This window comes from Streptomyces omiyaensis (assembly GCF_014650895.1).
GTDB classification, from domain to species: Bacteria; Actinomycetota; Actinomycetes; order Streptomycetales; family Streptomycetaceae; genus Streptomyces; species Streptomyces omiyaensis.
On the sequence record NZ_BMVV01000026.1, the window covers coordinates 103,452 to 114,233 of the forward strand.

The following is a 10,782-nucleotide window of genomic DNA, read 5'->3' on the forward strand; positions in this document are numbered from 1 at the left end:
CGCACCGGCCGCCGGGACGCGAAAAGGGGGAGGGACCACACCGGGTGTGGCCCCTCCCCCACGTTCGGGTCGGTGCGCTACGAGCGGCTCACCAGCTCCCGCTCCCGTACGGGCTCCGCACCCCGAACGGAGTGCTCCGCAGAGTCGGAGGCCTGAAGGAGGGGGCGGTCCCCGGCGGCGGGCTCGGGCAGGTAGCCGTCCTTGACCGCCTTCTTCTCCTTCCACAGGTGGAAGAGTGCGGCGGCGAGGATCGCGGTGCCGATGAGGTTGGCGACGAAGTGCCACCACACGCGGTACGTGACGAGGGCCGGGCCCGGGTCGATGGCGCCGAACCAGGTCGACAGGCCGATGGCGCGGCTGGCGCCGAGCGCGACCGACAGGGTCAGCACGATGTGCTCGATGCCGTGGATGCCCTGCATCCAGACGCCCATCTTGGCCCACTTGCGGGCCTTGAGGGCACCGGTGGCACGGCGGGTGATCTGGACGATGCCGACGAGTCCGGCGAGGAAGATGAAGTTGCCGGTGAGGTGGAGGATCTCCATGCCGAGAGCGGGCTTGGTCGGGTCGACCTGCCCCATGCCCCGCGCGATGCTGTTCGCCCACGGGGTCATCCAGGCGGCGGAGTACGGGTTGGCCACCCAGTAGCCCGCCTGGACGACGTGCTCCTGGAAGTGCCCGATCTGCCCGACGACGCCGAGACCGATGACGGCGACCGAGGTCCTGAACAGCCAGGGCCGTACCGGACCCCGGTTGGCGTACGCCACCACGACCACGGCAGCCCACATGACAACGGCCCATCCGATGAAGAGGACGGCGGCCCAGGTGTCCAGGGTGGAGACCGCGCCTCCCATCTCGTGGCCTGCAGGGCCTGCGGGCCCTCCGTGCGGGTGGTCCATGGGCACCATGGATGGGCTCCTTGTCCGGGTCTCAGTCAGACGTGTCGTACATGACGGTTCCGTCACGCTACGGATGCGGGTTTCCGGGGAGCCACTTCCAGAGTGCTGACCTTTCCGGGCATGACGGGGAGGAGGTCCCGAAGCCCCCGCGGACGCCCTCCCCGCCCGCCCCGCCGACGGGTGTCACGGCCCCGCCTCGCGACCACGACGCCGTACCTGACAGGGTCCGGGCCGGTTCCGTGCCGGCCGGGGCGATCGTCCCCGCGTGCTCGCCTCCCGCTGCAGGAGCCGGCCTCCCTCCGGGACCACGCGGGACCTGGGCATACGCCCCGCACCCTGAACACCTCGACGGGCGCGCCCCGTCGGGCGGACCACCTGAAGGTGCAGCGAGTCCCGATCCGGCCCTGCCGTGCCGCCGGTCGTTCCCGTACGGTCGAGGCCGAACGGCTCGTCCGGGTCGTTCGGCAGCCACAGGCACTCCGCGGAAAGGGCCGACACGGGTGGGCGAGGACTGGATCGAGAACGCTGTCTGCCGGACGGCCGACGCCGAGGACCTCTTCGTGCAGGGGACGGCCCAGAATCAGGCCAAGACCATCTGCACCGACTGCTCCGTCCGCACCCTGTGCCTCGCCTACGCCCTCGACCATCGCATCGAGTACGGGATCTGGGGCGGCACGACCGAACGGGAGCGCCGCAGGCTCCTGAAGCGCAAGCCCGCCGTCACCTCCTGGCGCCCCCTTCTGGAGTCGGCGCAGCAGTCGAGGACCAAGCGCTCCCAGGCGCCCGTTCTCGCCGGCCCTGCCGCAGGCCCCGGTTCGGCAGGGTGAGGCCCGGGGGCAGCCGCCGGGCGCTGCCCGGAGGCCATGGGCGAAGCGGAACAGCACCGGTTCGCGCGCGCTGACGTTCCGCCCGAGCCGTGGGGTGCGGGTCGGGGCCCACGTGCTGCCGATCACGATGCCGTCGGTCCGGCCGAAGCGAGCACCGACGACGGCGGCCGGGCGTCCCCTTCCTCGGCTTCGGCGGTCCGGGCCCCCTCGGCGGGCCCTGCTCGTGCACGGCACTCCCGGCACGACGGGCCTCGGTGCCGAGCACGCGAAGGACAACACGGCCCGTCGATCGCCCTCGGTCCCGGGCCGGATCCACGAGCCGACGGTCAGACCGTCCCCCGGTCAGCCGGGGAATCGCGGCACGCATGCCCACGGACGAGTGCCTCCCCCACGGCCACGGCGGCCTGACAGCCCGGTCCGGGCAGCGGGCGGAGGCGATGCGTGACCCCCACGGCGACGGGGGACGGGGCCTTGCGATCGCCGTGCGGCGGGGCACGATGCTCACCCACGCGTCCGGACCCACGACCGCCTCGGGCCGAGCGTCCCACCGGTCCTCGTCCTCCCCGCACGGGCCGGAGCGACGTCCGCCGGATCGGGGCAGCGGGACGCGACGTGATTACGGCGTAATCACGCGAGCACGAGAAAGAGCCTCCTTTCTATCGCGGCGATGCTTGAACCGATCTTGGAAGTTAGTAAGGTATCGCCATGACTCAACCCCTCGGCGACCGCGAGAAGGTCGTCTCCAAGCTCCCCGCCGAGCTGCAACGGAACCTGAAGGTCCGAAGCGCCCAGCACGGAATCGACATCCAGCACGCCGTCGAAGCCGGCATCACGGCCTGGCGAGGGCTGGGATCCAACCTCCCCTCCGTCGACACCGCAGGAGCCAGGTCCTTCTCCACCTGGCTGCCTGACGGGCAGTGGGACGCCTTCCGCGCCGACTGCGCCGCCCGCGGAGTCTCGATCGTCCAGGGCCTCTCCCAGTCCGTCACCCTCTGGCTGGAGAAGAACCCCGCGCCCGCCGTGGTGCGCCCCCGCTTCCCCCGCCGCATCGTCGTCTGCAACCAGAAGGGAGGCGTCGGCAAGACGTCCATCACCGCCGGCCTCGGCGAGGCCATGGCCGAGGACTCCGACCGCCTCCACCTCATGCGGATCAGCAAGTACTTCGCCGCCTTCCTCGACGGTGAGGGGGACGCCCTCGACTACGAGGAGCTCCCGGGACCGGGCCTGAAGGTGCTCCTCGTCGACTTCGACCCGCAGACCCACCTCACCAAGCAGCTCGGGCACGCTCCCATCCCGATCGACCCTCAGCGTGACAGCCTCAGCAAGCACATGGCCGGCGAGGCCGTCGGCCCGCTGGCCGACATGATCGTTCCCGTCGAGACGGAGGACGGCCGCTTCGGCGACAGGCTCCACCTCCTGCCCGCATGCACCGATGCCTTCCTCCTCGACGTCAAGCTCTCCAGCGTCCGCGCCCGGGAAGCCGCCCTGGAACGCGCGCTTCAGCCCGTCGAAGCCGATTACGACGTCATCGTCGTCGACTGCCCCCCGAGCCTCGGCCTCAGCATGGACGCCGCCGCCTACTACGGCAGGCGCCGGCCCGAAGAGGAGCCCGGCAACTCCGGCATCCTCGTCGTCGTCCAGGCGGAGGACTCCTCCGCCGACGCGTACGACCTCCTCACCGGTCAGATCGAGGACCTCCGCCGCGACATGGCCCTCGAACTCGACTACCTCGGCATCGTCGTGAACCAGTACGACGGCCGCCGCGGCATCATCGCCACGACCTCGCTCCAGGGCTGGATCGACATAAAGGACCCCCGCGTGGTCGGCGTCATCGGCGACCTGAAGGAACAGAAGGAAGCCGTCCGGGTCAAGGAACCCCTGCTTGCCTACGCCCCCAACTGCGACCAGGCGGTCGGCATGCGCGCGCTCGCCCGGGAGATCTCATGAGCAAGGCAGCACGACTGGGCTCCGGTTCGTCCTTCCAGAACGCTCGGCCGGTCAGCGCCCGCCGACAGGCCATCGAAGCCGCCACCGCCGCGCCCACCGACGGAGCGGCCGACCCGACGAGACTCCCCCTCGAGCAGATCAGCCTCAACCCCGACAACCCCCGCTCCGACCTCGGCGACCTCACCGACCTGTCCCGCAGTCTCCGCGACCACGGGCAGAAGACAGCGGTCAGCATCATGAGCCGCTTCGCCTACCTCGAAGCGAACCCCGGTCGTGAGAACGACCTCGAACCCGGAACCCGATACGTCGTCATCGACGGCAACTCCCGCCTTGCCGCCGCACGCGAAGCGGGCCTCCAGGACATCCGGGTCATGCTCGACGACGGCCTCGGCGCCGACAGCGACTCCATCCTGGAGTCCGCGCTCGTCGCCAACATCCACCGGCAGGACCTCGACCACCTGGACGAGGCCAGGGCCCTGCAGAAGCTGCTCAAGATCCACGGCACTCAGCGTGACCTGGCCGCCCGTCTCCACCGTTCCCAGGGCTGGGTGGCCCAGCGGCTCGCCCTGCTGAACCTGACCCCCGAGCTCCGACGGAAGCTGGAGGAAGGAACCGAGTCCGTCGACCTCCTCCGCCGCGTGGGCAACCAGGCTCCCGAGAAGCAGCAGGCGCAACTGGACGAGCTGAAGCGCAGGAAGGAGGAGGAGCGCGCCACGCGTGCCGCGGCCAGGACCACGAAGAAGGCCGCCGCCCCTTCGGTACCGGCTCCGGAACCTCTCCGACCGACGACGGGGGGCAACGGTGATTACGGCGTAATCACGAGCGGCGCCTCGGCCGCGCTCGGCCCGGGCGGCGTGCCCGACCCCCGAGCGGCCAACGGCGCTTCCTCGGCCGACACACCTCTGCGGGAAGAGGCGCAGCCTCCCACCGCCCCGGAGCGACCGGCCCGCGGCGCCCTGCTCGGAGCCGGCCTCATCGCCCTGCCCGACGCCGAACGTTCCTTGCTCCTCCACGAGTACGTGCACCATGCCGGCAGCGTCGAAGCCGTGGTCGCCGACCTCTCGCGAGGGCTGCCCGAGGACAAGGTGCTGCACCTCGGAATGATCCTGCGTGATGTGGCGAACGAAATGCTCCACCGAGCCGACGCACCGTCGTAGCGGACGGCTCGCCCGTGGCCTACGACGGGTGCGCGGGGAGCATCGAGCGCGTCTGCTCCGGCAGGGGAGTGGGTCACCGGCTCTTGCGGTAGACGTCGGGCCGGACGCGCTCGATGGTGCCGTTGCCGACCAGGAAGTCCAGGACGTGGGAGAGGATGCCGTCCTCCAGACCGGTCAGGATGAAGACGATTTCCCTGTGGACCTCCTGGCCCGGCTGATCGTCCAGGACCGCCAGGACCGAGGCGTCCGGTGAGAGCAGGGGCGGCACAGGCCCTACCGCCCTGCTCGGCTCGCCCGCGGAGAGACCGAGGCGGAACACCCACTCCGCGGTCTGGGGGTCCTGCCACTGGCTTCGAAGGGTCACGGAGTAGCGGGCACGCAGGATTCCGACGGCCTCGAGACACGCCGCGCGGCTCCCCGATACCTCGGCGGCCAGGGCGGCGCGGCAGCCGCAGTCCTGGCCGGACGAATGGCCACCCAGGGCTCCGCAGTCACAGAGGGGCTGGAAGTCGATCGGCTGCGCCGCATCCATGGGTTCCATGAATCCATGGTGACGCAGCCGGGTCCACCACGCCCAGAAGTCGCCGGCCGCCGGAGCCGGTTCAGGCAGACGTGCGGGACAGGAGGTCGAACACCACCTCCGTCTCCCGCGATACAGGCCTCTCGACGGACCTGCCTCGGCCACTCGCCTCCCGCCGATCAGAAGGACGCCAAAAGGACGTCCGAGTCGTTCGACGCGAGCGGCTGCGACAGGCCCACGCCCTGACGGCCGACGAGGTCGCGGCCGCGCTGAAGGCGAGGACGGCCAGGTGCTGGAGGTGCCCGCCGGCGAGCACAGCTGGACCCGCGGCCGCCGGTCTTCACCCTTACCCAGTCCGACGGGCGACGACCTCCTGGTCTCCGGACAGCGGCACCCGGATGGGCACCGGCAGCGGCTCCGGGGCGGGGGACGTCGTCACACCCCACCGTACGGCCGAGCGCCGGACCCCGACGATCGGCGGAGCTGCACGGGCCCGGCCTCCGTCCACGCGGTAGGTTTCCACCCTACCCGCCGCGAAATCGGCAAAGGCTCAGGGGAAATTCCTCCTCACGCGGACAAAGAAGTCGACCAAGGCTCTGACGGAGCGCCCGGGCGTCTCGCGCCGCACGGCGGCGCACTGCGTTCCGGGGCGCTGCCGACCCCACAGAAGCGCTTGAGGGCCGCCGTGGCGGAGAAGACCCCATCGGAGTTGAATCCGCAGCTCAGAGCGTGGAACGGCAGCGGGCGAGCACCTCGGGCGGCATGATGGTGCACACCGTCGCGCACTTCGGCCTCACCTCCTCCGACTCCGACAGCGGAACATCTCCCCCACGCACGGCAGAACCTTCAGCTCCAGGAGGTCAGAGCGACGGAGCAGGAGCTGCATCCACGCGTGGAGCAGGCCGTCACCGAGTCCTATTTCACCGACCGGGGCAACCCATGTGCTCGCACCAAAGCACCTTTCACAGACGTCCGGTCAATGAAATTCTTTTTATTGCAAGTGAAATTGTTCACCCGCAATAAAACATGTCCGTGAGCCGAGGCACGGTAGTTGTCCCCCAGGCGGGCTTGTTGTCACCGGTGCCTGGGCGGGTGCTTCGGCCGTGGGTGCGTGTCCTGTAGCCGTGGAACCGTGGGTTGTCACTTGGTTTCGTTGGTGCCGGCGAATGCTCGGCACCCGGTCCGGTGTCCTACTCGGAGCCGCGGCTTTGGAATGTCTCGGCGTGAGCAGTGGCCCACTGCGCGAAACTCCGGGGAGGGCGGCCGGTGACACGCTCCACCGAAGACGTCACATCGGCCACTGTGGTGGGCACCGTTGCCCACATGCGCAGCATGAAGTCGATGCCCTCCTCCGGCCATCCCTGAGCCCGCCACAGCTCGCGCGCCTGCCCGTCCGTCAGGTGCGTGAAGTGAATCTCGCGTCCGGTTGCCGCCGCGAGGGCGGCGGTCTTGTCGGCCGGGCTGAGAGCCTGAGGGCCGGTCAAGACGTAGCGATGACCTGCGTGTCCGCCATCGGTCAGGATGGCGCTGACGACGTCCGCGACGTCCACCTCGTGCACTGAGGCGGTTCGCCGGTCGGCGTATGGTTCACGGACCCGCCCCTCGGTGCGGATGGTCTCGGCCCACCCCAAGGCATTGGCCATCAGGTCGACCGGCCAGAGGAAGGTCCATTCCAGACCGCTGCCCCGCACCGCCCCGTCCAGCTCCTGCCCGTCGCCGGGCGACAGGACCGTGATCCGGCGCACGCCCGCCTCGGCGGCCATCGTCAGGATCTCGCCCCCGGTCCGCAGTGGTGCGTGGTCCGCCCCCGTGGTGCCGAGCAGGTGCACGGCACCGACGCCGTCCAGCGCCGCGGCCAGGGACGACGGCTGCTCCAGGTCGCCTTCCACCACCTCGACGCCCGTCGGCAGCCGGGCGACGCCCGCATCGCGGGTCAGCGCGCGGACCGTTTGGCCCGTGAGCAGCAACCGCTCCACGATGTGACGGCCCAGGCGTCCCGTTCCGCCGGTCACCAGAATCGTCATTCGAGGCTCTTTCCTGTTGAGTTCCGCAGGCGTTCCTGCCGAGAACGAACGCTAGGAGGCATCTAGGCCGGTACATGACCTATCTCCCGGGCCCGGAGGTGGTCGACGGGCTGGACACGGCTTGCCGGAACATCGGCCCGGGGCGCCCCGAGGATTGCGGAGGCCGTCAAGAGCCGAGATCCGCCCACCCCGCCGAAAGGGCGCAGCAGGCTTTCTCCGGAGCTGCCGGGCAGCCCAGGCAGAACGCAGGAACCGGTGACACCAACCTTGCCTCGTGCGCTGCTGGTGACAGGCGGTGTGCCGACCCGGTGAAAACCGCCCTGCTTCGTCTGGTCGAAATCGCAGTCAACGGATGTCGATGGTGACAGCTATCGTGCTTGGGCTCAGTTCGGCGGGCCGACGCGGAAGCGCTCTGGCGTCGGCCGCCGCACATCCGGACGACGAAGACGAGACCGAGGATGACCACGCCCTGGACCGCGCCCTGGCCGTCGTCTCCGTCGACCCCGAGGCCGGCGAGCCGGTCCCCAGTTGCGCGAGTACGCCGACGAGATCGAGCGCGTGCGCTTGTCGTACTGGGTCACGGCCTTCAAGACCCTCGTCGTGGTCGCCTGCCTCGCGGTCTGACCCGCAACGTCCTGGACCAGACCGACCGCGGCTCCGCTCGCGGCCCGTCTGGCGGGGGAGTGGACGTTCATCCGCCCGGCGGACCAGGACGCCATCACTCTGGACGAGCGAGGGGATGCCCCCAGCTGTCCACGCGCGGCCCGCTGGACCGGGCCGGCACCGGGAACGTGATCGGCGCTGCCCCGTGGAGGGCGCAGCGCCGATGCCCGTGGTGAGGGTGCTGACGGGTCAGCTGACGGCGTGCAGCGAACCGCGCCTCTTGGCGGCCGCGGCCTTCTTGGCGGCGGCCACGGCCGCGCGCTTCTTGCGCTGCTCGGCGAGCTGGTCCTGGTAGGCGGCGACGGCCCGGTGGTAGTCCGTCACGTAGGTCTTGCTGTCCAGCCGGTCCGCCTTGGGCATCGCCTTGACGGCGTCAAGGGCGTCCTCTGGGGAGTCGTAGCCGGCCAGCATCGGGTTGATCTGGTAGACGCCGTTGCGGACCTTCCTGACGAGCTTGGCCAGCTCCAGCTCCCGCAGTGCGGCGTTCACGCTGGGCCGACTGAGGCCGAGCAGCTCGCCGAGGGTGGCCTGGTCCATGGCGATCCGGCCGCCCGCCTCGCTGCGCGCCCGGAGCTTCAGCAGCGCCCGGTAGGCGGCGGGCGGCAGGTCCAGGTCGGCGAGAAGACCGTCGGCGTTGGTCGCCGACCACTTCAAGGTACTCACTGGGCTGATCCCTCCTCCTTGCGCTGCGCACGCGCCAGTCGGCGTGCAGCGCGTTCCTCGGCCCGCTTCTTGCGCAGTTCCTCGATCGCCTCGCGCATGTGCTCCAGCGAGGGGAACCTCACCAGATCCGGCAGGCTCTCGTCCCTGCGGATCCTCACGATCGTCTTTTCCTGATCGACCTGTACGTACTCGGCTTCGACCAGCTCCGTGCCCGGGATGAACTCGGCTACACGGTACGAGTAGGGCGGGTTGAACTGGTAGACACCACGGCGCACCTTGAAGACGATGCCATGGCTCATGACCTCCTGAAGCGCCTCATTGGTCTTCGCGCGGGGCACGTCCAGGACCGTCGCCATCTCCTCCTGCGTCAGTCGGATCTGTCCTCCGGCCTTCTGGCAGGCGATCAGCAACAGGATCAGCCGCAGCGGCAGGGCCTCGCGAAAGTACTGCGCGATGAGGAAGAAGAACTCCAGCGAGTCCATGGAGAACGCCTTGGGGCGCTCCGGGGTGTCGTAGAACTCCATCGGCTTGCGCTCGCTGCTGAGCGAGAGCTTCCGGCGCGGGTAACGGCGAGCGACCGAGTCGAGGTCCTCAACCGGCTGGACCGGCCTGGACCACGCCTGGATCTCCTCACCGAGGGGCAGCTCCGTACGGCGCGGCGCACGTTTCGGTGCGGGACGGCGGCGCTGTGGCTCGGGTGTCACGAGGCTGCTCTCCACTTCGCTGATCTTGTATGCCAGCAGTATGTCAGCCACGCCGACATATATGTCGGCGTGGCTGACATACCGGCGTGTTGTGTCCCCCCAGGGGGGACAGATCTCACCCCTGCTCGCGAGTGCGGACCTCTCGACGGAACCCGCAGCAAAACGTCAGCACCGCTGACGTTTTGCGCCTGAAAACGTCAGCCTGGCTGACATTTCACCGTCGATGTGACTACTCAGGAGGTACACATCGCAAGCGTTATGTACCTCCTGAGGTGACAGAACGCCGGATGTACAAGCCTCTGACCAGCGGGTTCTTGATCTGCGTAAGTATTAGGTGGCTGAGGTCGACTCGCAGCCGCCGGCCGAACCCTTCGTGGCTGAGGCAGGACCGCGTGCGGGCTGATTGGCCCGGACAGAGCGAGGGCGGCGCCAGGGGCTCTGGGTTTCAGGTGCTGCCGCCCCTAAGCCACATGCACGAGGAGGGGGACCGACACCTGTGGTGTGTTCCGCCGCCTGGCCCCGGGCAAGGCGGCTCAACTACCTCCGCACGCCGGAATTTCAACTTTCCCATTTCCGGAGCAACGTTCTATGGCTAAGGTCCAGGCCCCCAGTCCCTACTTCCCTGGCTAAATGATAGGCCCGTTATCAGAACTGACGCATCCTCAAAAGCTGCGCTCTGCCCGGTCAGTCTGAGGATATCCTGTCTTTCTGCCAAAGGTACATGCTGCATCAATTTGATGCGCTAACTACAGTGAAAGCTGTGAACGAGCATCCCGCTCCATCCAAGCCCACACCCCCAACTTCCACGCCCTAAAAGAAGGAACCGCACCTCTCCCTAGCGAGCCACCCCCGAAGCGGGCTGAGGAGGTCCGGAGGCCAAGCCAAAAGGGTCCATCAAGGTGGGGGAGCGCAGCGGACCCACCCCACATGAAGGGCTGCGCAGCACCCCGGACTCGCGCCACGTGAAGGGCTGCGCAGCACCCCGGACTCGCGCCACGTGAAGGGCTGCGCAGCACCCCGGAATCGCGCCACGTGAAGGGCTGCGCAGCAGCCCTTCATTCTCGGTGAGCGCAGCGAGTTCGTGCTTCGGGAGCGCAGCGAGTTCGTGCTTTGGGAGCGCAGCGAACGGAGCATCACCAAGCCTGCGGAGCAGGCCGCAAGGGCTCCTGAAGCGAAGCGTAAGGAGCCCCGCCTTCGCGCAGCGAAGGGAACACGGCTGCGCAGCGGGACACGGCTATGGAGCGGAACATCCCGCGCAGCGGAACATCCCCGCGCAGCGGAACATCCCCGCGCAGCGGGACACGCCCGCGCAGCGGGTGTGTTCACCACGCCTGCGAAGCAGGCGTGTTCACGAGGCCTGCGAAGCAGGCCAGCCTGCGCA

The 10,782-nt window shown here is 69.2% G+C and carries 8 protein-coding genes; 3 read left to right on the forward strand and 5 right to left on the reverse strand.

The genetic code is table 11. From position 1 onward, the window contains the following. Nucleotides 1-77 precede the first annotated feature (77 nt). On the reverse strand, nt 78-896 hold the full coding sequence (locus IE287_RS31365; RefSeq protein WP_229883858.1) for a DUF6008 family protein: 819 nt from the start codon (nt 894-896) through the stop codon (nt 78-80). A 500-nt stretch (nt 897-1,396) separates the two neighbouring features. Between IE287_RS31365 and IE287_RS38845 the strand changes: the two genes are divergently transcribed. The 3 genes from IE287_RS38845 to IE287_RS31380 all read left to right on the forward strand — a co-directional run bounded on the left by IE287_RS38845 (nt 1,397) and on the right by IE287_RS31380 (nt 4,827). Beyond that, nucleotides 1,397-1,723, forward strand: a complete 327-nt coding sequence (locus IE287_RS38845) for a WhiB family transcriptional regulator (protein WP_229883854.1) — start codon at nt 1,397-1,399, stop codon at nt 1,721-1,723. Nucleotides 1,724-2,428: 705 nt separating this feature from the next. Further along, entirely contained in the window at nt 2,429-3,670 is a 1,242-nt protein-coding gene (locus IE287_RS31375) for a ParA family protein (protein ID WP_189852616.1), read from the forward strand. Then, on the forward strand, nt 3,667-4,827 hold the full coding sequence (locus tag IE287_RS31380) for a ParB/RepB/Spo0J family partition protein (RefSeq protein WP_189852617.1): 1,161 nt from the start codon (nt 3,667-3,669) through the stop codon (nt 4,825-4,827). Before IE287_RS31375 ends, IE287_RS31380 begins: the two co-directional genes overlap by 4 nt. Nucleotides 4,828-4,900: 73 nt before the next feature. Here the strand turns inward: IE287_RS31380 and IE287_RS31385 are convergent, their stop codons facing one another. The 4 genes from IE287_RS31385 to IE287_RS31400 form a co-directional block, all read right to left on the reverse strand. Further along, on the reverse strand, nt 4,901-5,368 hold the full coding sequence (locus IE287_RS31385) for a hypothetical protein (protein WP_189852618.1): 468 nt from the start codon (nt 5,366-5,368) through the stop codon (nt 4,901-4,903). Between the two features lie 1,169 nt (nt 5,369-6,537). Beyond that, nucleotides 6,538-7,371 (reverse strand): NmrA family NAD(P)-binding protein, encoded by an 834-nt coding sequence (locus tag IE287_RS31390; RefSeq protein WP_189852619.1) that lies wholly within the window; start codon nt 7,369-7,371, stop codon nt 6,538-6,540. An 852-nt stretch (nt 7,372-8,223) separates the two neighbouring features. Then, nucleotides 8,224-8,697 carry a helix-turn-helix domain-containing protein gene (locus IE287_RS31395; RefSeq protein ID WP_189852620.1) on the reverse strand — a complete coding sequence of 158 codons (474 nt, stop codon included), beginning with the start codon at nt 8,695-8,697 and terminating at the stop codon, nt 8,224-8,226. Next, nucleotides 8,694-9,452 carry a hypothetical protein gene (locus IE287_RS31400; protein ID WP_229883855.1) on the reverse strand — a complete coding sequence of 253 codons (759 nt, stop codon included), beginning with the start codon at nt 9,450-9,452 and terminating at the stop codon, nt 8,694-8,696. The genes IE287_RS31395 and IE287_RS31400 overlap by 4 nt, the downstream gene beginning before the upstream one ends. Nucleotides 9,453-10,782: the final 1,330 nt, after the last annotated feature.

What these genes read in the sequence shown, in the direction of transcription:
- IE287_RS31365 (WP_229883858.1), bottom strand. Translation starts at nt 896, where the DNA reads ATGGACCACCCGCACGGAGGGCCCGCAGGCCCTGCAGGCCACGAGATG.
- IE287_RS31375 (WP_189852616.1), top strand. Translation starts at nt 2,429, where the DNA reads ATGACTCAACCCCTCGGCGACCGCGAGAAGGTCGTCTCCAAGCTCCCC.
- IE287_RS31380 (WP_189852617.1), top strand. Translation starts at nt 3,667, where the DNA reads ATGAGCAAGGCAGCACGACTGGGCTCCGGTTCGTCCTTCCAGAACGCT.
- IE287_RS31385 (WP_189852618.1), bottom strand. Translation starts at nt 5,368, where the DNA reads ATGGAACCCATGGATGCGGCGCAGCCGATCGACTTCCAGCCCCTCTGT.
- IE287_RS31390 (WP_189852619.1), bottom strand. Translation starts at nt 7,371, where the DNA reads ATGACGATTCTGGTGACCGGCGGAACGGGACGCCTGGGCCGTCACATC.